The sequence below is a fragment of the Algoriphagus vanfongensis DSM 17529 genome (genome assembly GCF_000429465.1).
GTDB classification, from domain to species: domain Bacteria; phylum Bacteroidota; class Bacteroidia; order Cytophagales; family Cyclobacteriaceae; genus Algoriphagus; species Algoriphagus vanfongensis.
The window spans coordinates 215,422-241,135 of record NZ_KE386906.1; the positions used below are offsets into that span (position 1 = coordinate 215,422).

The following is a 25,714-nucleotide window of genomic DNA, read 5'->3' on the forward strand; positions in this document are numbered from 1 at the left end:
ATGACACGATAACCAATTAGTATAAATTTTTGCCACATGGAGAAAATAAAATCAACCACGGTCGTAGCGATCAAGCACAATGGCGAAACTGTCATCGGTGCTGATGGGCAGGCGACTTTGGGAAATACAGTAGCCAAAAGCAGCGTTAAAAAAATCAGAGTTTTACAAGGAGGTAAAATCGTCACAGGTTTCGCTGGCTCCACGGCCGATGCGTTTACCCTTTTGGAGAAGTTTGAAGAGAAATTGGGGGCCTTTGGAAATAACATGAAAAGAGCCGCTGTAGAGCTTGCCAAAGAATGGAGAACGGACCGAATGCTGAGCAAGCTGGAGGCGATGATGATTGTAGCAGATCAGGATGATATTTTGATCATTTCTGGAACAGGCGATGTGATCGAGCCAGATTTGGAGATCGCAACTATCGGATCGGGAAGTATGTACGCCCAGTCCGCGGCAAGAGCCATGAAGAAATTTGCGCCGAATCTCAGTGCGGAGGAAATGGTACGGGAGAGTCTGCATATAGCAGCCGATGTCTGTATCTACACCAATCATAATTTGGTAGTCGAAAAAGTCACAAATTGATATGACTCAATAAATTAACCGGGAGTATAAAATCCCGGTTTTTTTTGTGCCTTTTTCGAAAACCTCAAGGTACTTTTTGATGTTTATGAACTGAATCAAAGCCTTGAAAATGAAAACTCAAACTGCTAAAAAGACTACCCAAAAGGATCCACGAGAGAAAATCATTGAAAGCTATATCTCCCATGTTTTGGAACATGGATCCGAGCCCAAATCGATTTTTAAATTCACACAGGAATTAAAAATGAAAGAAGGAGACTTTTACTCCTACTTCACATCTATGGAGGGTATCAAAGCCGCAATCTGGTCGCAGATTCTCGATGAGACATTGAGCCAGCTGAAGGCGCAGGAAGTGTATCCTTCTTATTCTTCAAGGGAAAAGTTTTTGGGCTTTTTGTTCACTTGGATAGAAGTGTTGAAAAATCACAGGTCTTTCCTATTGGCATTGTACCAAAAGCAAAGTAGCCGATTGGGGATGCTTCCTGCTGAGTTGAAAACCTTCAGAAAGGATTTTTTGGAGTTTTCCACGGAGATCCTCAAAGAGGGAGAAGAGTCTCAGGAGATTTCCAAGCGTCCGATTTTATCAGACCGGTATGGAGAGGCGCTTTGGGTGCAGGTTTTGTTTGTGCTCAAGTACTGGATGGAGGATCAATCACCAAGATTTGAAAAGACAGATGCAGCAATCGAAAAATCGGTCAATCTGGCCTTTGATCTGATGGGACAAAGTGCCTTGGATCGTTTTCTGGACTTTGCGAAGTTTTTATACCAAAACAAGTAAATCATGGCTGAGAAATTAAAAGAACAGGAATCCATTCCGGTTTCCAAAGTTCAGCGTGCTGCCAAATTTATCTCTACAGGTGCTAAAGTAGGAGGGAATTACGTCAAGCATTACGCCAAAAAAATAGTGGATCCCAAGTTGGAAAAGGAAGCTTTGCATGAATCCAACGCCAGAGATATTTATAGCTCTCTGAGTGAGCTGAAAGGCTCTGCTTTGAAGGTGGCGCAGATGATGTCAATGGACAAAAATCTGCTTCCTAGAGCCTATCAGGATCAATTTACCATGGCGCAGTATTCAGCTCCTCCTTTGTCTTACCCACTGGTGGTAAAGACTTTTCAACAAAACCTGAAGAAAACTCCCGATCAGATCTTTGATTCATTTACACGATCTGCGGTGAATGCTGCATCCATTGGCCAAGTTCATCAGGCGACCAAAGGAGATAAGCTTTTCGCAGTCAAAATCCAGTATCCAGGAGTGGCCAATTCAGTTAGTTCTGATCTGAAATTGGTAAGACCTTTTGCTTTGAGACTTCTCAATATGAATGAACGGGAGCTGGATCATTACATGGCTGAAGTGGAGGAAAGACTATTGGAGGAAACAGATTATATCTTGGAAGTGGAGCGCTCTCGGGAGATCTCAAATGCATGTGCTCATATTCCCAATTTAAATTTTCCGACCTATTATGATGAATTGAGTGGGGATCGGATCATTACGATGGATTGGATTCAGGGAAAACACATCAAAGAATGGCTGGAAACCAATCCTGCTCAAGAGGAGAAAAATAAAATTGGTCAAGCCCTTTGGGACTTCTATGATCATCAAGTGCATCATCTGCTCCAGGTGCATGCAGATCCGCATCCCGGAAATTTCATCGTTCAGGATGATGGGAATCTAGGGATTATTGATTTTGGCTGTGTCAAAATCATCCCGGAGGACTTCTACAAGGGCTATTTTGCGCTGATCAAAAAAGATATGCTGCTCAATGAAGATGAGCTTAATCAAGTATTCTATGATTTGGAGTTTATTTCTGACAAGGACAGTCCGGCCGAAAAGGAGTTTTACAAAGCTGCTTTCCGAGAGATGATTTCTTTGCTGGGGAAACCCTTCCATTCAGATCGCTTTGACTTTGCAGACAACCGTTTTTTTGATCAGATTTTTGAGTTGGGAGATCGGATTTCCAATGATAAAATGTTCAAAAAATCCAGACAGGCGAGAGGTTCCCGACATGGCCTGTATATCAATCGAACCTATTTTGGGCTTTACAATTTATTGAACCAGCTGGAAGCGGAAATAGATACGACAAAGCCGAAATGGCTTCAATAGTAAAAGCGCCAATCGGCGCTTTTTTTATCTCCAATTTTTCTTCAAAACCGGCCATTCATGTGCCAAAACACTGTAATAAATACTGTCTCTTCTCCTGCCGGTACACAACAATGTATGACTTCTCAGGATTCCTTCCTCGGTAATTCCCATTTTTAGAAGAGCTTTTCTTGCAGCTTGGTTGAGGACGTCGGTTTTGATCTCAACTCGTTTTACGTGCAGTGTTTCAAAGGCATATTCCATCATCAGGTATTTCATTTGCGCATTGATTCCTTTTCCCTGAAATGATTTTCCTAGCCAAGTCCAGCCGATTTCTATTCGCTCGTCTCTGGGAGAATAGTTGCCAAAGGCAGAAGAGCCTAGTAGCTGTTGGCTTGCTTTGTCGACGACAGCCAACTGATCTCTTTCCCCTGCAAAAGCCGGCTTCGCCCATTTTTCCAGTTCGGATCTATCACTCAGATCAAAGGTGAAATACTCCCAAAGAGTGTTGTCCTGTGTGATCTGAAACAACTGATCAATGTCCGCTCTGCCGATAGGGCGGAGAAGGATCTGTTCATTTTGTAAGAGAATGGGATCGGTCAGCATAGAGGGAGAGAGGTTTTATGGGCCTGATGCCAGTGTTTAATTCTTATAAAGCTAGGCTTTTTTTCAGGAGAATCTACTTGTAATTCCCGATAGGCAAAGTTCATTTTATTAGAAAAATTATAAGGTTTTTCGACTTGCCTTATCAAAAATGTATTTTCTTCCTGACTTTATTAAAAATAAGTTTTGATACGAAAAATGAATGAAAAAGAAATTTCATTCTAAAAAATTGCTTTATAACAGAATATATTTTTAAATTATAGTGAAGCACAATTAACCCTAAACCCACTGTATTATGAAAAAAATGCTTTTTTTATTGATTGGAGGGTTGCTATGGTTCTCCACCCTGAGCGCCCAGCAGACTCAGTATTTGGTGTTCGAATTTATCAAGGTTGAAAACGATCAAATCTTTGATTACATCGAATTTAAAGACTTAATGGAAAAGGTTTATCGCCAGGCAAAAAACGATGGACAGATCAATGGTTGGGACTTTTGGGCCCTACAATCAGGAGGTACTCACAGTGATTTTCAGTATATCATGATCACCTACTTCAATGATCCTGTGAAGATGATGAATGGTCTGGACGATGCCAAAATGATGGAATATACCAAAATTGCCTATCCCCATCTGAATGATGTCCAAGTAGGAAAACTCTTTCAGGAATCCTTGGCGATGAGAGATATGCCCATGCGACTCTACATGAAAGAAGTGGTCGCCACAAGTGATAATTTTCAGATGAGGCCTGGAGTTTTGGCATCATTCGATCTGATGAAAGCAAACGAAGGCAATTTTGAAAAATACGAGCAAGCTGAAATGGAGGTGTTTAAGCCCATTCACCAAAATCGTATTGAAAAAGGACTGATGGGACATTGGAGTCTGCTGCGAACTGCGTTGCCATTAGGTTCACAGGCTCAATCCACCCATTTGACCATAAATATGTACAAAGATTACATGCAGTTTTTCAATGGACAGGCCTATGAAGACCTTGAGCAGACAGACGCAGAGCGCGAAGCTGTGAATGAAGGTCTCAATTCCAGAGATCAAAAATGGGTCTATCTGGCCACCTTAGAAAATGTAGTGAGATAAGTTGTTCCGGTTTGTATCATGAGAAAGAGGCTAAGAGACATAGCCTCTTTTTTAGTTTCTGAATTTTTGAAATAGAAGAATCCCCAGCAATGGTCCACCGAGCAATAGCGCAAGAACTTGGGTGATAGGGATCCATTGCAGGAGCCACTGACTAAGATAGATCGAAAATATAGTCAAGGAAAAACCCAGACAATTCACCAGAGTCAAGGCAGTTCCTTTGTACTCAGCAGGAGTTGCTTGGGCAACCAACGTCGAAAATTGAGGAGAGTCCGCCGTGACTAGCATTCCCCAAATCAGTAAAAAGAAAATCCAGCCCCAACTTGGGTCTGAAGGAATGAACAGGAGCAAAAGACAGCATGCCCCAGAACCAATCAGTGAAAATTTGGCAACTTTGGCAGAGCCGATTCTTGCTGCTAGAAAACCTCCCAAAGCGCAAGATGCAGCACCAGCACCAATGATAGCAAAGGATATGAGTCCATTGGAAGAAGAGATGCTTGGTTTTAGCGTAAAATAGCTGACGAGAGCCGGCAGAAATGCCCAGAAGGTATACAACTCCCACATGTGGCCAAAATAGCCAGACGCAGCGCTTTTGAGAGAACGAATCTTAGAGAGTTGTGGTAATACTTTCCAATCGAACTTTGGGTTGGCTCTGCGATAAGGACCATCGGGTACCCAAAGCCCCACAAGTACCCCTCCTATAGTAGCCAAAAAGGAAGTGATCCAGAAAATGATCTGCCATGACAGTTGCCAATCCAGTGCTCGGATCAGATGAGGAAATGCCGTCCCCAGTACAAGTGCTCCTACAAGCAATCCCAAGGCTGCTCCAAGCCCTTTTTGAAAATAGTCAGCGGCGATCTTCATCCCAACAGGGTAGATCCCGGCGAGAAAAAATCCAACTAAAAAGCGGCAAAGCAATACAGCTTCCAATTGAATCGGAATGAAAGTCACTAGACAGTTGAATATAGCGGCTGCTATTGCACTGAGGAGAAATACTCGATTGGGAGGAAATCGATCTGGAATAGAAAGTAGAGCAAACACTAAAGTGCCAAGAATAAAACCGAGCTGGACAGAGCTGGTAATAGCAGCTGTTAGCTCGGGCTGTCCCAAAAGTTTGCTCATTTCCGGAATGGCTGCATTTCCTGCAAACCAAAGAGAAGTGCCCAGAAACTGAGCGATCACGATCAGAATCAGAGCACTTCTTGGACTTCTCTGAATGCTCTTAGGCACCTAGGATTGTTTTGATTTTGCTGATTTCTTCGGAAGAAAACTGGCTATTTTCAGTTGCTTTTACATTATCGTCCAGTTGCTCAGGCTTGGATACTCCTACCAAAACTGAGGTGATTCGGTCATCTTTCAAAAGCCATGCAATAGCCATCTGAGCTAATGTCTGCCCTCTTTCTTTGGCGACTTCATTGAGTTGGCGGATCATTTCCAGTTTTTCTCCACCTATTTGATCTGGCTTGAGGTAGCGACCATCTTTAGCAGCCCGCGAATCCTCAGGGATTCCTTTTAGGTATTTGTCTGTAAGCATACCTTGCTCAAGCGGTGAAAATGCGATACTTCCCACTCCTTTGTCACCCAAGACATCGAGCAGACCATTTTCTACCCAGCGATCCAGCATGCTGTAGCGTGGCTGATGGATGAGAAGAGGTGTCCCCATTTCTTTCAAAATCTGATAAGCCCGAGCAGTATCCTCAGCACTATATTGTGAAATGCCTACATAAAGCGCTTTTCCCTGTCTTACTAGTAGGTCTAGCGTGGCCATGGTTTCTTCCAAAGGAGTCTCAGGGTCAGGTCTATGATGATAGAAAATATCTACATAGTCCAGTCCCATTCGCTTGAGACTCTGGTCGCAGCTGGCTACCAAATATTTTTTGGAGCCCCAGTTGCCATAGGGGCCAGGCCACATGTCCCATCCAGCTTTGGAAGATATGATCAACTCGTCTCTGTAGGGTAAAAAGTCCTTTTTGAGAATTCTTCCAAAGTTTTCTTCAGCTGAGCCAAATGGAGGTCCGTAATTATTGGCGAGATCAAAATGGGAGATTCCCAAATCAAAAGCTCTCCTCAATATGGATCTGCCCAAGGTGAAATCGGCGTTGTGTCCGAAATTGTGCCATAAACCCAGGCTGATTTCCGGAAGTAGCAAGCCACTCTTTCCGCATCGTCTATACTTCATCTGCTCGTAGCGATCAGCTGAAGGTTGATAATAAGGCAGAGGATTGTGATCGTTGATTTTCATAAAGGTCTTTTAGGTTTTATACCGAGCCAAAATAAGGCTATAAATAAGGAATTCAAATAAAGAATACGTGGGGTGACTGGCCTCTTTAGTCTTAGAGCGTATCTTCTTCCCGCATTAGTGCAAGGAGCTGACTCGCTATCTTTTTGCGAAAGTCCTGATCGTCTTTGGAGTTGGCAAGTAGAATCAAACCCGTCTTGGAGGTAGGGTCAAAAACAAGGAGCGAACTAAAACCTGCCTGAGCGCCATAGTGTCCAAAATATGTATGATCATGAAGTGAGATGGCCTGAAATCCAGCAGGGGGCAAGTCTGGATCTGATTGCAACCAGTTCAACTCAGATTGCAGAAGACCAAGATCTCCACGGATCATCTGGATGAGGGACTTTTCCAAATCTTCCACCGAGCTGATCAAACCAGAAGAAGGCGAAGGAGTGAGGGCCAGAGTCATTGGAGCAGGTTTGATCCTTTTCCAGACCCTTGTTTTTTTATGCCCATTGGGGAGATGGTGGTCAAAGCTGAAATAGGAGTTTCCCATTCCCAATCGCTCTAAAGTGAGGGAATCCGACAAAGCAGTGAAGTCCATACCGGAGTAGGACTGGAGGAGGTATCCCACCAAATCAAAATTGCTGTCAGCATATTGGTATTCCTTTATCTGACTTTCACTTGCAAACTTTTGTGTCAGTTCCTTACCGAAGGTTTCCAAAGAAAGATTATTTTGGAAAGACAGCAGGGAGTTTAGTTTTCCCGGATCACTGATCCCTGATTGGTGACGAAGTAGCTCTTCAAACGTCAGCTTTCCCAGAGCAGTTTCCCGATCCAATTCGGGAAGTTTTAATATGTGAAGTGAGTCTTCCAGCGTGATATCTAGCCTGTCAAGGTATCTTGCCAGAGTCAAGCTGGTAAATAGTTTGGATACAGAGGCCACGGGCAAAGTAGAATTCCAATTCAGGCTATCATGTGTGTCATGGTCCAGAAAGCCCAGCGATTTTCTATGATATACTTTGGAATCCCTAATGATAGAGATGGAAATCCCCGCTAGGAAATTTTCATTAAAGCTGGCAATCAGGCTAGAATCCAATTTTTCCTTCAGACTCGTGGAGCCCATGGGAGGAGCCAAAGTGATCCTCGGATAGCTATTCCACCACTCGATTCCCAGAAATATCACTAGCCAGCCTACGATGCCCCAAAGAATGAATTTGACTTTTGATTTCATTCTTATAAATAGTTATCTGGAGCAGATGGGGGCTATATGATGGCCCGCATTCATATCGTGATGTTGGAATTTTTCTTTTCTAATTCTGAAAAGTCACAATCCAGTTCTTCCCTGTTCCAATTACCCACTTCTGCCGCAGCTTCGTAGGTGCTTTGTAGGAAAGACAAAAGCGTTTCCTTGGGATTGCTACTGGTCTGGACGCTTTTATAGGGTAGAATAAATTCGCCCAGACTATCGCTCCAATAGGCTGATTCAGGCTGAATTTGCTTGTCCTTGAACGAATCATGATTGGGGTAGCAATAGGCATAGAATGCAGGTTCGGGGAGCCTTTCATCTCCAGGCCAAAATCCAATACTGAAGACTTCATGGGAATAGGCTTCTCTCATGATATCCTTGGAAATATTGGGTACATCTCCTTCAAACTCTGGTGCTGTGGCGCCAGAAAAGCGCGTATAAGCCATGTCAAAAGAACCCCAAAAAAAGTGAATGGGGCTGTTTTTTCCTCTAAATCGAGCTCTAAACACTCCCAGAGTATTTTGGATCAGGATCATTGCCTTCCAGAGCTTCTGAGCTTCATTAGCCAAGTAAGGGATTCGTTTTGTGTTTTGTGCAAAGGGGATACAAACTGGCATCTCGTTGGGCTTGGTGCTGATTTTGACAGCGATACCCAAAAACTTTAATTTTTCATTGAGCTGCTCGTAAAAGCTGGCCACGGTCTGTCCGCCTAGCGGAAAACGGTCACGCGTACCGTTGCTAGTTTTGATTTTGAGCTCATGTCTGGTCAGATCAAAACGGATATCAAAAACTCCTCCTTCGTAGGGAATGGGACCTGTGGTCAAGCCTTGGGAATCCACATATAGAGCTACGTGCCAAGAGTGATTCTGCCATGGAGACTTTTTTAATCGGACTTTTCCCACCATCTGAGTCCAGTGATGTAAGAGGTAAATGGTGTCCTTGTACTCATTAAAATTCAAGGAAGGCCAGGTGAGTTTTTTTGTTGCCATGGTAAAAATTTCTATTTCAATTTATGGCTTTTAGCCTAATCATCGAAATTAAATATCCTTTAATAATGAATCTTTCAGCAAATTCATCCCGGCAGTAGCCGAATGTTGCCAATGAATCACGCCTTTGGGTAGTTTGCCGAAGTCATCACTGGGATCGATCAGGTGGATAGGGATGCCTTGAGGAGCATAGTCCATCAGACCAGCTGCCGGATAGACTTGCAAGGAGGTGCCAACTATTAAGAAAATATTGGCTTTTCCAGCCAAATGGATCGCTTCTGTCATCATAGGGACAGGCTCACCAAACCAGACGACATTAGGTCGAAGCTGACTTCCTTTCTCACATTTGTCACCTTTCTTGATCTCCCAATGGTCCAAATTATAGACAAGCAATGGGTCTAGGGAACTCTGGGCTTTTTTGAGTTCGCCGTGGAGGTGTAAAACGTTTGTAGATCCAGCGCGCTCATGCAGGTCATCGACATTTTGCGTGATGATCTGTACATCAAAATACTCCTCCAGCTCCGCCAAAATCAAGTGTGCCAAATTGGGTTTGCACTCGTACATCTGCTTTCTGCGGAGATTGTAGAAAGTCTGTACCAAATCTTGATTTCTTCTCCAACCGCCCGGAGAGGCTACTTCCATGACATCGTGCCCCTCCCAAAGACCACCGCTGTCCCTGAAGGTTTTGATGCCACTTTCAGCAGAGATTCCAGCTCCCGAGAGCACAACCAATCGTTTTTTGTTCATACTTAAAATTAACTGGAGTGCTCAAATGATCCAAGTTTTAGTCCTTGGGCCTGTAGTCCATGGGCATCAGGTCGGCTACTTTTTCCCAACCCATGTATCCATCTACTAAAATACCCAGAGGTTCTGAGTAGCTGCCATTCTCGAATAGCTCCAAGAGGTCTGTTCTGATATAAAGTTTGGACACTTGATGGCCTGCATGAGAGGCGTTTATTGCACCTAGGAATTCTGACGACTCTTTTTCCCCCAAATAAGTGATTTGTAAGATGGCATTTCCCTTCAATTGACGTTTACCATCTGGAGTGGTCATCATGATCTCAGTTGAATTGATCGGTTTTTTTTCGAGTACTTCGACACTATCTGGCAAGTGTCTCTTATTGAGGATGTTAAATAATAGAGAGTCTTTGATAGACCGTTCTTGTGTTTTCATGAATAGAGCCTCAGCTTTTCTGATTGTCTCGCGACTTGGTTTTTGAGGGTTTGGCAGTTGATAAATCCTTCGTATTTGATACTTTTCTTTCCTCGTTGTCCCTTCGTAAAGTGAGGAAATGAAATGCTGGAGACTGCCTTGATAGGCTTTTTGTCTATTTTTTTTAATCCGGTAGGCTTTGGATTTCGAGAGATTTTGATCAGGAATAAATAAGGGGTAGCCCAAATAATAGAAGGACCCGGCTCTGGAGTCATATTCGAATTTGACCAGCTCGAAATCCAAGGTGTAGCCCAGGTTGGGGTTGTGGATGAGAAGCGGTTCTTGGGCACTAGCAGTGAGGACCCCTCGTCGTGAATCGCTATCCAGTAGAATCTTCTTTTCATTCTCAATCCAGGCACTTTTGGCATTTTCAGTATTTCCCAAAAAGTAATTTTTGAAATCTTTGAGATTCCGATACCAAACCCAATCCCGATCTTCATTCACATCAATAGCTTTCAATTCGACCTCCATGATCTGGAGATAAATCAAAAACCCATCTTTTGGAAGATTGTCTGTTTGGATCGAGAAAACTTGAGTCTCGTAGCCAATCATCCGAATGGCTACTTCGTAGCTTCCATTGGGGATTTCAATTTCGAAATGTCCATTTTCATCCGCTGAGATTCCCAGAGTGGTATTTGGCAAAAATACCGAGCAAAAAGGAACAGGGGTTCCACTGCCGACCTCGACAATTCTTCCTTTTAAAACAGCCTGAGCAAAAGTATGATGGAAAGAAAGGAATAGAATGGTAAAAAATAATAGTCTTTTCATATACGACTAAAAATATAAAAAATAAGGCCGGAAAATCCTCCGGCCTTAATTCTTTATTTTTTCTTGGCAAACCTTCCACCTCGTTTTTTAGGTTCTGGTTGGTTTTCGATGATTTCCATCGTTTCAGCAAATGTCAACTTCTCTGCTTCCTTATCCTTGGGGATTTTGTAATTGGTTTTCCCCATCTTGATATAAGGACCCCATCTGCCATTGAGGATCTGCAGTTCAGGATTTTCATCAAAGCTTTTGATATGCTTTTTGGCGTCAGCTTCTCTTTTATCCTTGATGAGCTGGATTGCTTCCTCTTCAGTGATGCTCAGTGGATCCTGTTCTTTTTTCAACGAAACAAAAGAACCGTCATGACGCACGTAAGGACCAAACCTACCGATGGCAGCTACCATTTTTTTGTCCTCAAACATCCCCACATCGCGAGGTAATTTGAACAACTCCAGCGCATCTTCCAAACTGATGTTTTCGATGAATTGGCCTTTTTTCAGTGAAGCGTATTGTTTTTCCTCGTCCTCATTGTCTCCTATCTGCACGAGAGGGCCAAACCTTCCCAGTCTGGCAGTCATCGGTTTGCCACTCTGAGGATGATTGCCAAGGAATCGGCTGGTGTTGATGTCCTGACGGGAAACTTGCTCGGTCTCCTCTACGGTATGATGGAATTTTCCATAGAAAGAATCGATCATATCTTGCCAGTCTTGACCTCCCGCTGCAATGTCGTCAAACTCCTTTTCCACCTTGGCGGTGAAGTTGAAGTCGATCACATTAGGGAAATGATCCACCAAGAAGTCATTGACGACCATGGCGATATTGGTAGGGAAAAGCTTCTGTTTTTCAGCTCCCGTGATTTCTGTTTTAGTTTCTTCCTTAAACTGACCCTTGGAAATCTTCATTTCCTGATAGTTTCTCGGGGTGCCATCTCTGGATTCCTTGATCACATAGTCCCTCTTTTGGATCGTAGAGATCGTAGGAGCGTAGGTAGATGGTCGGCCTATGCCCAGTTCTTCGAGTTTTTTGACCAATGAAGCTTCCGTATAGCGTGGAGCGGCTCTCGTGAAAGATTCTCTTCCCTTCATTTCCAAAAGCTCCAGTGACTGACCGACAGTCAAAGGAGGCAAAAGTGATTTGTCTGTGCTTTCATCTTCCTCCTCATCATCAGTACTTTCTAGATAGACTTTGAGAAATCCATCAAATTTGATGATCTCCCCGTGAGCAGATAGTGTCAACTCAGAATTGGAGATACCGATGGTGACGGTGGTCTTTTCCAGTTCTGCATCTGCCATCTGGGAGGCAATCGCCCGCTTCCAGATCAGTTCATAGAGTCTTTGCTCATTTCTGTCTCCAGTGACTTGGGACTGAGAAAAATCCGTTGGGCGGATCGCTTCGTGAGCTTCCTGTGCGCCTTCAGATTTGGTGGTATATTTTCGTGCCTTATGGTATTGGCTGCCATAAGAATCAGAAATCGCGTTTTCTGCCGAACTCATAGCGTCTTGGGATAGATTGACACTATCAGTACGCATGTAGGTGATCTTACCTGCTTCGTAGAGCTTCTGCGCAACGGACATCGTCTGAGCTACAGAGAAATACAATTTTCTACTGGCTTCCTGCTGAAGGGTAGAAGTGGTAAATGGCGGCGCAGGCGATTTTTTGGCAGGTTTTTTCTCCAGATTTTTGATGGAGAAGTCTGCTTCCAAGCAAGTCTTTAGGAAGTTTTCGGCTTCTTCTTTTGTTTCAAACTTACGAGGAAGTTCGGCATTGAAAGATCTGCCATCTGCCTCAAACTGGGCAGTGATTCGGAACGATGATTTTGCCTTGTGCGCTTCGATTTCTCTTTCTCGCTCCACAATGAGTCTCACTGCCACAGACTGCACCCGTCCGGCAGATAGACCTGTTTTTATTTTTTTCCAGAGAATGGGAGAAAGCTCAAATCCCACCAGCCTGTCCAGAATCCTTCTGGCTTGCTGGGCATTGACTAGGTCGTAGTCTATTCCGCGGGGATTTTCGATGGCCTTGGAAATGGCATTTTTGGTGATCTCCCGAAATACGATTCTCTTGGTATTGGTCTCGTTGAGTTTCAGTACCTCCTTGAGGTGCCATGAGATGGCTTCTCCTTCGCGGTCATCATCACTCGCTAGGTAGATGGTCTCAGCATCCTTGGCCAAACTTTTGAGTGTTTTGATGACTTCCTTTTTATCAGGAGTCACTTCGTAGGTCGGTTTGAAACGGTTTTTTATATCAATCGCTTTATCACCTTTGGGCAGGTCTCGAACGTGCCCGTAGCTGGAGGCTACTTTGAAGTCCTTGCCTAAATACCCTTCAATGGTTTTGGCTTTGGCAGGTGATTCGACGATTACAAGGTTTTTAGACATAAAAGCAAAGATCTAAAGCCGGGTGGCTTGTTTTGAAAAGCTAAAAATAGAGGGCAATGTGATTACCTCCAAATAAATATCTTTTAGTCATGCTCGAATTAGAATGGTTTTTGATATAGTAGGACTTGCAAGGAATCTACTTAAAACTCCCAAAATGAAGCGTTTGTTTTTAATTCGACACGGTGAAGCAGGTTTTTCGGAAGGAACCGATTTTCAGCGCCAGCTGACCAAATTAGGGATAGAAAAGATCCTGAGGGTAGGCGAAACGCTCCACAAAATCCAGCCGGAAATAGATCTGATGTACTGTTCTCCGGCACAGCGTACGATGGAAACTGCCGATGTGCTCCGGAAAAATGTGCAAATTAGATCCAATGAATACCATCAGTCAATTTATGATGGCGATCTACTTTCTTTAATGGGATTGTTGGAAAATATACCCACAATTGTAGATTCTTGTCTGATCGTAGGGCACAATCCTATCATCAGCCTCTGTCTGTCTACCTTGACGGATCATTCCTATCAAAATATGAGTCCTGGGACTTTGGCTTATCTGGAATTTGAATTTGACTCTTGGAAATACATCAGTGCAGGCTCAGGCATCCTGCGAGAAATTATTAGCTGAGCCATATCTTGAGGGAGGATAGTCATTCATATTGCGGATACATAGTAGGGATTCCTTTTTAAGAAAAACATGAAAATGAAATCATTGACTAGATTGGGTACTTGGGTGGCTGCAGTCATACTGAGTGGATTGGCTTCCTGCTCCTCTGGAGTTTCCGAAGAAAAACTTGAAGGAAACTGGAAAGGAGAGGATTTTCGATTTGTCCAATCGGAAGGTCCAAATGTCGTTGCGATGATCGATGGAGGCAGAGAGCTGCATGAGCAGAGTGAGTTGCTCTTGAAAGCGGACGGGACGTATGAAATAGTGGTCAAAGAAGAAATTCCGAATGGGGAGGGAGTGTGGAGCGTGATCGATCGAAACTTTCTGCAGACTATTTCTGGGTCGGATACTATTTTGTATGAAGTGGTGGACCTGAGTGAAAACAGATTGGTCACCAAACATCAAGTCGCTTACGAGACTCCGATGGGGAATTTGGCTGGAGAAATCACTCTTATTTATAAAAGGTAAGGAGAGGTAGTCAGTCCTTGCCTGAATTAGCGACTTACATTTTTTGATCGGACTTTTTTTGGGAAGGAATACCTTCTTCTTACTCTCTTCAAATTAATTGGAAGAGTAGATTTCTGCTAAAAATCCATCAGCGGTTTTTCGATTCACGGCATTTTTACGGTTATTTATTGCCTTTAGAAATCTTTCCTAAAATAATCTATTGTATCAATGAATAAGCAATTAAAGACCCTGGCTATTCTAGCAGTAGGGATGTGTATCAGTTCCATGACCTACGCTCAGGATCAGACACCTCCCAAATTACCACCTCAGGCTACTGAGTTTTACGCACCTGTGCCACCGAAAATCACCCCTGGTACCGAAAACAATCTTCCACCGTCAGATGCGATTGTTCTCTTTGACGGGACAAGCCTTAACAATTTTGTTTCTGCTAAAGACGGCTCCAGTCCTGCAGCATGGACAATCGAAAACGGAGAATTGGTCGTGACAGCGGGACAGGGTGATATCCAGTCCAAAATGCCCTTTGGTGATGCGCAATATCACCTCGAATGGACTGCTCCAACCGAGATAAAAGGTGAAGGACAGGGTAGAGGAAACTCTGGATTCTTCTTGATGGGAATGTACGAGGTTCAGGTTTTGGATTCCTACGAAAGTAAAACCTACACCAATGGACAGGCAGGTTCGATCTACAAGCAATTTCCTCCATTGGTCAATCCTTTGAGAGCTCCAGGAGAGTGGAATTATTATGACATTATCTTCAAAGCTCCTCGATTTGATAAAAATGGCGTTTTGACTTCACCGGCTACTGTGACTGTCTTGATCAATGGAGTTTTGGTGCAAAATCATGTGATCCTCAGAGGTCCTACTGAGTACATTGGTATTCCGAATTACAAGGCACATGCAGAGACTTTGCCGATCAAATTGCAGGATCATGGCAACCCGGTAAGATTCAGAAATATCTGGGTCAGACCTCTTTGATTTTTTGTCCACTGTCCACAGTCCACAGCCCACGGTCGTCCGTCGTCAGTGGGCTGTGGACCTTTTAACCAATAACCCAAAAACCATTCGAAAGATGTCTTCACGAAGAAAATTTATCCAAAACACCATGTTGCTGGGGGCGGGACTGAGCATGCCTTCTGTACTAACAGCATCAGATTTCGGGACTTTTACCCGGAAAATTAAGCCCTCAGACCAGATCAATTATGGCCTTATTGGTTGTAAGGGGATGGGGTGGTCCAATATGAATGCGCATCTCAAAATTCCCAATGTCAACTGTGTTGCTTTGGCGGATATCGATCAATCTGTACTCGATCAGCGCAGTGAAGATGTGTTTAAAATCAGGGGTACAAGACCCAAGTAATACAAAGATTACCGCAAGCTCCTCGAAGATCCTGACATCGATGTAGTAATCATCGGAACACCGGATCACTGGCATTGTCTCAATATGGTGGATGCAGTATCTGCCGGCAAGCATGTCTATGTCGAAAAGCCCATCGCCAACACCATCGAGGAATGCCAAATTATGGTTAAGGCTCAGGAGCGCTATGGCAAAGTCGTGCAGGTAGGACAGTGGCAGCGCTCAGGGTCCCAATACGATCAAGCCATCCAATATGTCAAATCAGGACAATTGGGTCAGATTCGTCTGGTAAAATGCTGGGCTTATCAGGGCTGGATGAAGCCAGTTCCGGTTTTGCCGGATGGTACTCCTCCGGCTGGAGTCGATTACGATATGTGGTTGGGTCCAGCTCCAAAACGACCTTTCAATGCCAATCGCTTTCACTTCAACTTCCGATGGTTTTGGGACTATGCGGGTGGCTTGATGACTGACTGGGGAGTACACGAAATAGATATTGCATTGTATGCAATGGGTGTGAGCGCTCCAAAGTCTGTAATGGCTTCCGGTGGGAAATTTGCCTATCCTGATGATGCCTCAGAAACTCCTGATACCTTGCAGACAGTCTATGAATACGAGGGTTTCAATATGCTTTGGGAGCATGCCACAGGCATAGATGGAGGCAACTATGGTACCACGGAAGGGATTGCTTTCATCGGAAACAATGCCACTTTGGTGGTGAACAGAGGAGGTTGGAAAGTGATACCTGAAACCGAAACAGTCGATGGAGCGAGAAGAAACAAGGTAGAGGAAGTGGCCCATATCAAGCCCGAGGGCAATGCGCTGGATCATCACGCTACGAATTTTGTGGAATCTGTCATGGCCAACGATCCAAGTAAGCTCAAGTGCGCGATTCAAACCGGTTCTGTAGCTGCGATCAATGCTCAGATGGGGAATATAGCCTATAAGACAGGTAAGAAGGTTTATTGGGATGCGACGAAGAATCAGTTTACGGATTCAGAAGCAAATCAGTTGATGAGAGCGCATTATCATAATGGCTGGCAAGTGCCGAAGGTTTGAGGAGATTAGAAATTTGAAGTTTGAGATTTGAAATTGCCCTCCGAAGAGATTTGGAGGGTTTTGTTTATGAAAAAAGTAGAATTTTTATTGTTTATTCCTAAATCAAATGGTCAAATAGATAGAGATCTTTTGCTTTTTACATTTTTGGCTATAGGAGGGACAATGGTTGGTTTAGGTGGAAATGAATATTTGGCTTGGGGAGCCTTCGAAATTATTGGAGAAGTAATTTTAGCTTGTGCAGGATTAGCTTGTTTGGTGTTCAGTTTTAATTCTGTAGGTGATAAAGAGAAATTGAATGGAAGTTTTAAAGGTAATTTGATTTTTTCTGAATCGTTGATTTCTGTTGAAGACAAAGAATTCCGCTTAAATGATGTTTTAAAAATGGAATTTTTTCTCCATGATTATGATGGAATGGATCGTGGTTATGCTAGATATCATTCTATACCTTATATTTCAAATGGAGTAGGGAATTCCATTAGTTTGAAAATGAATGACGGAACTGAGGAGAAATTCAATTTTCAATTGAACTATAAAAATGAATTTCAGAAGAAAATGAGAGACATTTTGATTTCTTATCACCTTCAGGACAAAATCTCCTTTCTGGCCTTAATCCAATACATTGGGATTTCAGATAGCTATGAGCTGATTCAGGAGTTTAAAAAGGAACTTGAGGTCTTGAAACGAAACGGCGCATAATTCAATAATCATGCGCCGTTTCAATTCTAAAACTGATCTATATCCTGAAAAACAGGGTTTTTTGCTAAGATATTCCACATCATCGCATCGAGATCATTGGTCTCAGTGCCAGTTCGGGTGTTGGTGATGATTGCCCATGAGTAGCCATTGCTGGCTCTGACCCAGATTGACGAGGTGCCTGGCAAAGAACCCAAGTGCCACCAATTGTTAGCATCGTTGACTCCCCAGCCGGCAGCATAATAGCTCCTCACGGCTAGGTTGGGTTCATTGGTCATTTGCTGGATTGCGGATGCGCTCAATAAATCAGATTTGGAAGCAAATCCATCTACATAGACAAGCAATTTTAAGAGTTCTGACGGGCTGGCAATCCATCCTCCATGGGCATCCATTCTGGCTATCTGATAGGCATAGGGATCAGATCCACCTGTGGAAGTGCCATAGTATTTGCTTTCCATAGTCTTCCGTTGCGCGAGTGTGTTTCCTCCGATTTTCATCTGAGTGATTCCGATGGGATTCAAGATTTCCTCTTTGACGAAGTTCTCATAAGTTTTACCAGTGATTTCTTCGATAACTCTACCAAGGATGCAATAGCCAAAGTTTGAGTAGGCGTAGGTATTGCCGGGTGTAGATGTCACTGGATAGGTGTCCAGTGTCCAAGTCATCAGTTCATCAGCAGTCATGTTGGGATTGGAAAACATCGGATCATTTGCGGAATTTGCCCATGCTCCAACAGTATGGTTGAGTAAGTGGCGGACGGTAATGGCCTGAAGATGGGAAGAGTAAGGTTTGGTACCATAGGTGGTGCCCAAGATGGCACCTTCACCGAAAACTTTGTCATCCATATTGACCTGACCATTATCCAGCAGCTTCATCATGGCTATACCCGTAATGGATTTGGAAATACTGGCTATGCGGAAAAGTGTTTCTGTCGAGACAGCTTCATTTGCCTCCTTGTCCGCCAGACCATAACCTTTGGCATAGACCAGTTTTTCGTTTTTGGAGATGGCTAGAGAAAGTCCTGGGACATTGTATTTGCTCATAAAGGCCTGTGCCGCATCGTCAATGATAGAAATGTCCTCCTGCAAATCTGAAGGAGGAAAAACTGGATCAGGATCGCTTTCAGAACCACAACTGGAACCAATGGAAACTAAAAGGGCAAATATGCCAACTTGTAAAAGTTTGTTCAATTTCATAATGATTAGGATTAAAGTGTAGTAAATCATTATCAAGGCAATTGGGAAAAGTGAACAGGATAGGAGTGTTTTTTTTCGATACACTAGGGCTTTTCCAAATTTGAAAAAAATGTGCTTCAGAATTGGACTCAGATTACTTTATCTTTCACCATGAAATCATTCCTGCCACGTATCCTGATTTTGCTCTTTACTATCCTGATGGCATGCAAGTCCGTCTCTCAATGGGAAGGGCAAGGCCCAATTCAGATCATTGAAACCACAGACAAGCCCATTGCCATCCAAACCAAGCAGACTTTTGATGCTGGAGATGGTGTGTTTTTCTCAAATGAACTCGAAGGAGCTCGGTTAAATGAAGTAGAAAGACTCAATGATACGCTGATTCAGGTGAGCATTTTGCCAGAGAATCAGCCAATCAACCCCAGTCCATGGTATGGGTTTAAGCTTTGGTCAGAGCAAGCCAAGGAGTTTTGGATTCAGTTCAGCTATGGGGGAATTGGCTTTCATCGCTACTTTCCAAAAACCAGCAAAGATGGAGTTGACTTTGTGAATGTTGACTCGGCGAATTTTTTCCAACCTAAGACCGAAGAAAGAAGACCTGAAATGGGCTTTTTGAAAGTGAAGAGTTCGAAAGATACACTGTGGATTGCGGCTCAGGATAGAATCGGCACAGCACATGTTCAGAACTGGAAAGAGGAGCTTTTGAAAAAGGATTTTGTGTCCAAAATAGCAATTGGAGAAAGTAAGCAGGGAAGGCCACTGGAAGTTTTGAAAATAGGAGAGGCTGATGATCGTCAAATGTTGATGGTGATTTCTATGCAGCATCCGCCTGAGTTAACTGGCTTTTTGGCGATGGAAGCTTTTGTGGAGGAGCTAGTCAAGGATAGTCCAGAAGCGAGGAAGTTTCGTGAGAAATACAATCTCTATGTCATGCCTCAGATGAATCCGGATGGTGTTGCCAATGGACACTGGAGACATAATGCAAGAGGGATAGATCTCAATCGGGATTGGGTGAATTTCAATCAACCAGAAACGAAAGCCCTTTCTGACTTTATGGAGCAAAAAGTCGCTGAATCAGGAGGGAAGTTCGTTTTTGCAGCTGACTTCCATTCCACTTGGGAAGATATTTTTTATACCAATAATGAAGAGTTGGAAGGAAACTTTCCGGGCTTGATTCCCAAGGTCATCAAGCGATCTTCCAAGCGAATCCCAGATTATATTCCCAATATCCGTCCCAATGAGGGGAATCAACGAAGTGTTACTTCCAATTCCTATTTTTTCTTTGTTCATCAGGCAGAATCTATGACTTTTGAGGTAGGTGACAATACACCGAGGGAAGTCATCCAGATGAAAGGGCAGTATTTGGCTCAGGAACTGATGAAGATTCTCAATAAGAAGAAATGGAAGTGAATATGGACCTAAAGCAGGTAAACCAATAAAATCTGATTACATGAATGCATTGTTTTTGACCGATGTGGGTCAGGCAGAAGTACGCGAAACCGAAAGACCTTTCCTCCAATCTGGTGAGGTCTTGCTAGAAGTAAAACGAGTAGGTTTTTGTGGTTCGGATCTGAATGGCTTTAAGGGGCTTTTTCCACTTCAGGAATATCCCATTATCCTAGGCCATGAAGTGGGAGCACAAGTAGTGAGCGTAGGAGAGGGAGTGCCTTCAGCTATAAAGGTAGGGGACAAAGTGACCCTGTACCCTTATCAAAACTGCGGAACATGCATTGCATGTCGCAAGGATAGACCTCATGCCTGCCAATCCAATAAAACAATGGGTGTGCGGAGATCAGGGGCAATGACCGAATATGTTGCGGCTCCTTGGCAGGACGTTTTTCCATCAGATAAACTGACTTACGAAGAATTGGCTCTGGTCGAACCTCTCACAGTAGGCTTTCATGCAGTAGATCGTGGTAGAGTTGGGGCCAAAGATATAGTGGCAGTTTTGGGTTGCGGAATCGTGGGCTTGGGAGCCGTCGCCTCTGCGGTGGATCGTGGAGCGGAGGTGATCGCTGTGGATTTGGATAATGCTAAGCTGGAAATTGCCAAACAGATCGGGGTGAAGCATACCATCAATCCATTGGAAGTGGATCTGGCGGAGCGCTTGAGAAAATTGACTGATGGAGACGGGCCGAATGTGATCATCGAAGCTGCCGGAACTCAAGTTACTTATAGGGCAGCAGTGGATGAAGTTGCATTTTTGGGACGTGTGGTTTGTATTGGTTATGCAAAATCAGAAGTAGGCTTCAATACCTCACTTTTTGTACAAAAGGAAATAGAAATCCTGGGCTCGAGAAATTCCGTAGGAAGGAAGGATTTTCCAGCAGTGATTGCTTATCTTGAGTCAGGTAGTTTTCCGGTTCAGGAAGTGATTACAAAGAGAATCTCACTGGAGAAAGCTCCCAAGGCTCTGGAAGATTGGGCCATGCAACCAAAAGGAACTATCAAGATCATGCTAGATCTCACTCAAACTGAAAGAAACAATTAACAAAACCAATACTATGGACTTATCAAAAATCTTTGAAAACAATGAAAAGTGGATCCAATCCAAAACCCAAAATGATCCTGCTTATTTCGAGAATCTAAATAAAGGCCAAAAACCAGAAGTGCTGTACATCGGCTGCTCTGATTCACGTGTGACAGCTGAGGACCTGATGGGGATGCAGCCAGGAGAGCTTTTTGTCCACCGTAATGTTGCCAACGTGGTCAATGCCATTGATCTCAATGCACAAAGTGTGATCAACTATGCCGTTACTCATCTGGAGGTCAATCACGTCGTTGTCTGCGGTCACTATTCCTGTGGAGGTGTCAAAGCTGCGATGCAAGCTCAGGATTTAGGGATTCTGAACCCTTGGCTTCGCAATATTCGCGATGTGTACCGTTCGCACAAGGATGAACTCAATGCGATCTCCGATGAAGATAAGCGCTATGACCGCTTGGTGGAGCTCAATGTCAAGGAGCAGGCAATCAATGTGGTCAAAATGGCTGCTGTACAAAGAGCTATGCGAAAAAGAGGGATGCAGATCCATGGCTGGGTATTTGACATCAAGTCGGGGAAATTGATTGATTTGGAGATTGACTTCCAAAAAGCCCTCAGCGATATTATGGAAATTTATCGCTTGGAGGATTAGTAGCAATTCGAGCAATTTGATGAAAAAGCCCATTTTGGAATAAATGGGCTTTTTTTATGGTTCGAGAATTTCGGTCTATTATGTAGTCTTAAAAAGCCAATGTATCCAAAATCGGACATTATTATTGGAGAATATGGAGTTTTTTAAACCTAAAAATCAGGGATTGCTGGTTTCAAATCGAAAAAGCTCCCCAAAAACAACCAATTGACCACAACTGTAAGATTCAGGTTGAATCAACCGAAATATCCTCTTACATTTAAAAGAGAAAGAAATTTCCCATCACTATAAACCAAAAATCCATTGAAACGAAGAGATTTTATTCATCTATCGGGTCTGGGACTAGGAGCCATGATGGTTCCGGGACTAGCAGCCCATAGCAGGCCCGTTTCGGAGGAGCACTTGCTGTCACCGGGAATCGATGTGGCAGCCAAGAAGTTGCTCGCTGATGTGGCACTCAACACCTCCAAATCTTTGGGAGCTACCTATACAGATGTGAGAATCGGTAGATATCTCCAGCAGTTCCTTTTTACCAGAGAGCGCAATGTCCAAGGGATCACCAATGCCGAATCTTTTGGAGTCGGTATCAGGGTGATTGCCAATGGCACCTGGGGCTTTTCGGCCACTTCCGATGTGACTCCTGAAGGGATCAAAAAATGTGCGGAGACCGCCGTGGCTATCGCCAAAGCAAATTCCAAATTGCAAAAAGAACCTGTTGTACTCGCTCCAGTAGCGGCCTACGGCGAAGTAAGTTGGAAGACGCCTATCCAAAAGAACTCCATGGAGGTGCCAGTCAAAGAGAAAATCGATCTTTTGCTGGATGTAAACAATGCTGCTTTGGAAAACGGAGCTGCCTTTGTCAATTCCAACCTTTTCATGGTCAATGAGCAGAAATACTTTGCTTCCTCCGATGGATCCTACATCGATCAGGATGTGCATAGGATTTGGCCTACATTCAACGTGACTGCGGTCAATCGGGAAGAAGGACTTTTCCGTTCCCGTCAGGCACTAAGTGCGCCGATGGGCATGGGATATGAATACATGGATGGCTTGGAGTCTGAGAAATACCTCAACCCAGCCGGCTTCAATAGCTACAGAAATAGCTACGACATGGTAGAAGATGCCATTGCAGCTGCCAATCATGCCAAAGAAAAACTATCTGCCAAATCGGTATTGCCGGGTAAATATGACCTGATGCTGGATCCGGATCACCTAGGTCTGACTATTCATGAGTCTGTGGGCCACCCGCTAGAGCTTGATCGTGTCTTGGGTTATGAGGCCAACTATGCAGGTACCAGCTTTGCCACTATTGACAAGTGGGAAACCAAGTCTTTCCAATATGGCTCAGACAAAGTGAATATCGTGGCAGATAAAACTCAGCCACATTCATTAGGCTATGTAGGCTGGGATGACGAAGGGGTACAAACCAAAGAGTGGGATCTGATCAAAGACGGAGTTTTGGTCAACTATCAGGCTATCCGAGATCAAGCGCAGATCATCGGTGAAAAAGAGTCTCATGGATGCTGCTATGCGGACAACTGGGCTTCTGTACAGTTTCAGCGCATGGCTAATGTTTCTCTCAAGCCAGGGCCGGACAAACTGAGTCCTCATGATATGATCAAGGACATTGAAAAAGGAATCTATATCATTGGTCGAGGATCTTATTCTATTGATCAGCAGCGATACAACTTCCAGTTCGGGGGGCAGGTTTTCTACGAAATCAAAAATGGCGAAATCGCTGGGATGCTCGAAGACGTAGCCTACCAGTCCAATACCCAAGAGTTTTGGAATAGCTGCTCAGCAGTTTGTGACAAGGATGATTACCGTTTGTTCGGAACTTTCTTTGACGGAAAAGGCCAGCCTTCTCAGGTGAGTGCTGTGTCTCATGGTAGCTCGACTACCCGTTTTGACGGAGTCAATGTAATCAATACCGGTAGATCCATTTAATTCTAAATCAACATCATGGCTATACTAACGAAAGAAGAAGCGAAGGCAATCATAGACAAAGTATTGTCCTTTGCGACAGCAGATGAAACAGAAGTCTCCGTCCGTGGAGGCCGTACTGGTAATATTCGCTACGCCAGAAATACGGTCAATACGAGTGGGGAAACCAACGAAATCGGATTGAGCATTACTTCTGTATTTGGTAAAAAATCAGGTTCCACCACCATCAATGAACTGGACGATGAATCTCTGAAAAAAGCAGTAGCAAGAGCTGAGGAAATCGCAAGATTGGCACCGGAAAACCCGGAATACATGCCGATGCTTGGGCCTCAGACTTATGCTGAATCCAAGACTTTTGCTTCGGCTACGGACCAGATTGATCCGGAATATAGAGCTCAGGTGGCTATGGATTCCATCGCTCCCTGTGAGGAAAATGACCTGACTGCAGCTGGATACCTGGAGGATTTCTCCGGATTTGTGGCTACTGGGAACAGCAAAGGTCTTTTTGGATACAATCAATCGACATCTGTCGATTTCACTGTGACTGTCCGTACCAATGACGGAACAGGCTCAGGCTATGCGGGCAAGGATTTCAACGATGCCAGCCTTCTCAAAGCAGGCCCTGTGACGAATATTGCAGCGCAAAAAGCTAAAGCCTCTAGTAATGCCCAGGCAATTGAGCCCGGAAAATACACGGTCATCCTAGAGCCAATGGCTGCCAATGACCTATTGAGACTCTTGGCATTTGGTATGGATGCTCGTAGTGCAGATGAGGGACGTAGCTTCCTCAGCAAAAAAGGTGGCGGCACCAAGGTAGGAGAGAAGCTCTTCGATGAGCGAGTGAAGATTTATTCTGATCCCAGTCATCCAGATATCCCTGGCAACCCTTGGTCCGGAGACGGTCTTCCTACCGAAAAGACCACTTGGGTCGAAAATGGAGTAGTTAAAAATATGTTCTATTCCCGCTATTGGGCGGAAAAGCAAGGTGTGAAGCCTGTACCAAGAGCAGGAGGATTTATTTTCGAAGGAGGAAATGAATCCCTACTGGACATGATCCGCAATACCGAAAGAGGTGTTTTGGTGACTCGTTTTTGGTACATCCGATCTGTAGATCCTCAGACCTTGCTTTATACAGGGTTGACTCGGGATGGTACTTTCTACATCGAAAACGGTCAGATCAAATTCCCGGTGAAAAATTTCCGCTTTAATGAAAGTCCAATCATCATGCTTAATAACATCGAAGCGATGGGCAAGCCGGAAAGAACCAATGGAAATATGGTGCCTCCGATGAAAATCAGAGATTTTACCTTCTCCAGTTTGTCAGACGCTGTTTAATTTGATAGCACGTCTGTACCAGTAAAATGTAAGTGGTAAGTAGTGAGGAGTAAATTGGTACAACTTACTTTTTACCACTTACTACTTGCTACTCATTGAAAACTTTCAGCTTTGACTGCCAACTTCTTTTTCACCCGAATCAAATACAGCTCAGGCAATTGGGATACAGATCAGCGTATGCCTTCCAATCTGCTTCATAGTCTGGTGGAATACACGACGATTCCGGTGGATGAAAAGGAGAGAGTGATCGAGCTGAGCAGTGAGGAGCTTTTCAAAAGTCCCTTTTGCTACCTCAGTGGACACAAGCTGGTGGAGTTTACGCAAGAGGAAAGAAAGATCTTCAAAAAGTACGTGGAAGGGGGCGGATTCGTCTTTGTGGATGATTGCAACCATGATATTGACGGTCTCTTTGCTAAGTCATTTGAGGAAGAAATGACCAGAACCTTTGGTGCAGATTCGCTCCAAAAAATCCCAAACGACCACTGGATTTACCGCTGCTTTTTTGAGTTTGAAGATGGGCCACCAGCCACTTCTTTTGAACTCAATGGCTGGGGTGATGATCTGGTTCATGATTACCTGAAGGCCATCGAGGTCAATGGAAGAATCGGAGTTCTTTACAGCAACAAAGACTATGGCTGTGAGTGGGACTATGACTTTCGAAACAAAAGATTCAATAAAATCGACAATACCCGCTTTGGAGTGAATATCGTCGTGTATGCCTTAACCTAAA

Annotated in this window: 23 protein-coding genes and 1 pseudogene; 15 read left to right on the forward strand and 9 right to left on the reverse strand. The window is 43.9% G+C overall.

Annotation, left to right across the window (positions count from 1 at the left end; genetic code table 11):
* Nucleotides 1-36: 36 nt before the first annotated feature.
* The 3 genes from hslV to G460_RS0119815 all read left to right on the forward strand — a co-directional run bounded on the left by hslV (nucleotide 37) and on the right by G460_RS0119815 (nucleotide 2,677).
* The gene (gene hslV, locus G460_RS0119805; RefSeq protein ID WP_026956967.1) at nucleotides 37-579 is read left to right on the forward strand and encodes an ATP-dependent protease subunit HslV; all 543 of its coding nucleotides are present in this window, start codon (nucleotides 37-39) and stop codon (nucleotides 577-579) included.
* Nucleotides 580-688: 109 nt separating this feature from the next.
* Nucleotides 689-1,354 (forward strand): TetR/AcrR family transcriptional regulator, encoded by a 666-nt coding sequence (locus G460_RS0119810; protein ID WP_026956968.1) that lies wholly within the window; start codon nucleotides 689-691, stop codon nucleotides 1,352-1,354.
* A gap of 3 nt (nucleotides 1,355-1,357) precedes the next feature.
* Nucleotides 1,358-2,677, forward strand: coding sequence for an ABC1 kinase family protein (locus G460_RS0119815; protein ID WP_026956969.1), 1,320 nt, complete (start codon nucleotides 1,358-1,360; stop codon nucleotides 2,675-2,677).
* Between the two features lie 24 nt (nucleotides 2,678-2,701).
* Here G460_RS0119815 and G460_RS0119820 read toward each other — a convergent pair whose 3' ends face one another.
* Nucleotides 2,702-3,259, reverse strand: a complete 558-nt coding sequence (locus tag G460_RS0119820; protein ID WP_026956970.1) for a GNAT family N-acetyltransferase — start codon at nucleotides 3,257-3,259, stop codon at nucleotides 2,702-2,704.
* Between the two features lie 292 nt (nucleotides 3,260-3,551).
* On the opposite strand from G460_RS0119820, the gene G460_RS0119825 reads away from it, so the two are divergent.
* Nucleotides 3,552-4,343: a vacuolar protein sorting-associated family 26 protein gene (locus G460_RS0119825; RefSeq protein ID WP_026956971.1), complete on the forward strand. Its 792-nt coding sequence runs from the start codon at nucleotides 3,552-3,554 to the stop codon at nucleotides 4,341-4,343.
* Nucleotides 4,344-4,394: 51 nt separating this feature from the next.
* Here the strand turns inward: G460_RS0119825 and G460_RS0119830 are convergent, their stop codons facing one another.
* The 7 genes from G460_RS0119830 to topA form a co-directional block, all read right to left on the reverse strand.
* Complete coding sequence (locus tag G460_RS0119830; RefSeq protein WP_245578770.1) at nucleotides 4,395-5,570, reverse strand: MFS transporter; 1,176 nt, start codon at nucleotides 5,568-5,570, stop codon at nucleotides 4,395-4,397.
* Nucleotides 5,563-6,582, reverse strand: coding sequence for an L-glyceraldehyde 3-phosphate reductase (mgrA, locus tag G460_RS0119835; protein WP_026956973.1), 1,020 nt, complete (start codon nucleotides 6,580-6,582; stop codon nucleotides 5,563-5,565). The genes G460_RS0119830 and mgrA overlap by 8 nt, the downstream gene beginning before the upstream one ends.
* A gap of 91 nt (nucleotides 6,583-6,673) precedes the next feature.
* The gene (locus G460_RS0119840; protein WP_026956974.1) at nucleotides 6,674-7,792 is read right to left on the reverse strand and encodes a serine hydrolase domain-containing protein; all 1,119 of its coding nucleotides are present in this window, start codon (nucleotides 7,790-7,792) and stop codon (nucleotides 6,674-6,676) included.
* A gap of 50 nt (nucleotides 7,793-7,842) precedes the next feature.
* Nucleotides 7,843-8,796: a DUF5996 family protein gene (locus G460_RS0119845; RefSeq protein WP_035464814.1), complete on the reverse strand. Its 954-nt coding sequence runs from the start codon at nucleotides 8,794-8,796 to the stop codon at nucleotides 7,843-7,845.
* A gap of 48 nt (nucleotides 8,797-8,844) precedes the next feature.
* A complete protein-coding gene (locus G460_RS0119850; RefSeq protein ID WP_026956976.1) occupies nucleotides 8,845-9,540 on the reverse strand; it encodes an SIR2 family NAD-dependent protein deacylase in 696 nt (231 codons plus the stop codon).
* 37 nt (nucleotides 9,541-9,577) lie between these two features.
* Entirely contained in the window at nucleotides 9,578-10,774 is a 1,197-nt protein-coding gene (locus G460_RS0119855) for a carboxypeptidase-like regulatory domain-containing protein (RefSeq protein ID WP_026956977.1), read from the reverse strand.
* A 53-nt stretch (nucleotides 10,775-10,827) separates the two neighbouring features.
* Nucleotides 10,828-13,149 (reverse strand): type I DNA topoisomerase, encoded by a 2,322-nt coding sequence (gene topA, locus G460_RS0119860; protein WP_026956978.1) that lies wholly within the window; start codon nucleotides 13,147-13,149, stop codon nucleotides 10,828-10,830.
* 154 nt (nucleotides 13,150-13,303) lie between these two features.
* On the opposite strand from topA, the gene G460_RS0119865 reads away from it, so the two are divergent.
* The 5 genes and pseudogenes from G460_RS0119865 to G460_RS22340 all read left to right on the forward strand — a co-directional run bounded on the left by G460_RS0119865 (nucleotide 13,304) and on the right by G460_RS22340 (nucleotide 17,384).
* A complete protein-coding gene (locus tag G460_RS0119865) occupies nucleotides 13,304-13,771 on the forward strand; it encodes a SixA phosphatase family protein (RefSeq protein WP_169817543.1) in 468 nt (155 codons plus the stop codon).
* Between the two features lie 69 nt (nucleotides 13,772-13,840).
* Nucleotides 13,841-14,278 (forward strand): hypothetical protein, encoded by a 438-nt coding sequence (locus G460_RS0119870; protein WP_026956980.1) that lies wholly within the window; start codon nucleotides 13,841-13,843, stop codon nucleotides 14,276-14,278.
* A gap of 207 nt (nucleotides 14,279-14,485) precedes the next feature.
* Nucleotides 14,486-15,253 (forward strand): 3-keto-disaccharide hydrolase, encoded by a 768-nt coding sequence (locus G460_RS0119875; protein ID WP_026956981.1) that lies wholly within the window; start codon nucleotides 14,486-14,488, stop codon nucleotides 15,251-15,253.
* Nucleotides 15,254-15,347: 94 nt separating this feature from the next.
* A pseudogene (locus G460_RS22335) lies at nucleotides 15,348-16,688 on the forward strand (Gfo/Idh/MocA family protein).
* Nucleotides 16,689-16,754: 66 nt separating this feature from the next.
* Nucleotides 16,755-17,384: a hypothetical protein gene (locus tag G460_RS22340; RefSeq protein WP_051316153.1), complete on the forward strand. Its 630-nt coding sequence runs from the start codon at nucleotides 16,755-16,757 to the stop codon at nucleotides 17,382-17,384.
* A gap of 26 nt (nucleotides 17,385-17,410) precedes the next feature.
* Here the strand turns inward: G460_RS22340 and G460_RS0119890 are convergent, their stop codons facing one another.
* Nucleotides 17,411-18,577 (reverse strand): serine hydrolase domain-containing protein, encoded by a 1,167-nt coding sequence (locus G460_RS0119890; protein WP_026956982.1) that lies wholly within the window; start codon nucleotides 18,575-18,577, stop codon nucleotides 17,411-17,413.
* 150 nt (nucleotides 18,578-18,727) lie between these two features.
* Between G460_RS0119890 and G460_RS0119895 the strand changes: the two genes are divergently transcribed.
* The 6 genes from G460_RS0119895 to G460_RS0119925 all read left to right on the forward strand — a co-directional run bounded on the left by G460_RS0119895 (nucleotide 18,728) and on the right by G460_RS0119925 (nucleotide 25,713).
* The gene (locus G460_RS0119895) at nucleotides 18,728-19,984 is read left to right on the forward strand and encodes a M14 family metallopeptidase (RefSeq protein ID WP_026956983.1); all 1,257 of its coding nucleotides are present in this window, start codon (nucleotides 18,728-18,730) and stop codon (nucleotides 19,982-19,984) included.
* 40 nt (nucleotides 19,985-20,024) lie between these two features.
* Nucleotides 20,025-21,065, forward strand: a complete 1,041-nt coding sequence (locus G460_RS0119900; RefSeq protein WP_026956984.1) for a zinc-binding alcohol dehydrogenase family protein — start codon at nucleotides 20,025-20,027, stop codon at nucleotides 21,063-21,065.
* A 13-nt stretch (nucleotides 21,066-21,078) separates the two neighbouring features.
* The gene (locus G460_RS0119905) at nucleotides 21,079-21,708 is read left to right on the forward strand and encodes a carbonic anhydrase (protein WP_026956985.1); all 630 of its coding nucleotides are present in this window, start codon (nucleotides 21,079-21,081) and stop codon (nucleotides 21,706-21,708) included.
* Nucleotides 21,709-22,008: 300 nt separating this feature from the next.
* Nucleotides 22,009-23,652, forward strand: coding sequence for a TldD/PmbA family protein (locus G460_RS0119915; RefSeq protein ID WP_026956986.1), 1,644 nt, complete (start codon nucleotides 22,009-22,011; stop codon nucleotides 23,650-23,652).
* Between the two features lie 15 nt (nucleotides 23,653-23,667).
* Nucleotides 23,668-24,984: a TldD/PmbA family protein gene (locus G460_RS0119920; protein WP_026956987.1), complete on the forward strand. Its 1,317-nt coding sequence runs from the start codon at nucleotides 23,668-23,670 to the stop codon at nucleotides 24,982-24,984.
* Nucleotides 24,985-25,095: 111 nt separating this feature from the next.
* Entirely contained in the window at nucleotides 25,096-25,713 is a 618-nt protein-coding gene (locus tag G460_RS0119925) for a DUF4159 domain-containing protein (RefSeq protein WP_026956988.1), read from the forward strand.
* Nucleotide 25,714: the final 1 nt, after the last annotated feature.